This is a genomic window from Shewanella electrica, from assembly GCF_022321485.1.
In the GTDB taxonomy this organism is placed as follows: Bacteria; Pseudomonadota; Gammaproteobacteria; order Enterobacterales; family Shewanellaceae; genus Shewanella; species Shewanella electrica.
In genome coordinates, this window is sequence record NZ_JAKOGG010000277.1 from 1 (window position 1) to 272 (window position 272).

A 272-nucleotide genomic window follows, 5' to 3' on the forward strand; every position below is an offset into this window, starting at 1 on the left:
CGCTGCGCTCCGACATCTGCAGGCGGGCGGCGATGGGGGGGATGCGGGACAGCGTGGCGGGCAGGCGGGTGACGTCGGCCTTCATGTCGCTCAGCAGCTCCTCCAGTTGGTTCAGCACCTTGTGCAGGACGGCGTTCGCGGGCTTGTTGCCCGCCAGCGACTCCTTGGACAAGTGCTGGTGGCTCTCGGCCAGGCACTCGACCTCGGCGAAGCGCGTGTTCAGGGCCATGGCGGGGTGGCTGGGGTCCTGCGTCATGTTCAGGTAGGCGGCG

Annotated in this window: 1 protein-coding gene; it reads right to left on the reverse strand. The window is 69.1% G+C overall.

What is annotated here, in order from left to right:
• Nucleotides 1-272 (reverse strand): hypothetical protein (locus L9G74_RS24155; protein WP_238898631.1); only part of this gene is annotated, 272 nt, incomplete at both ends.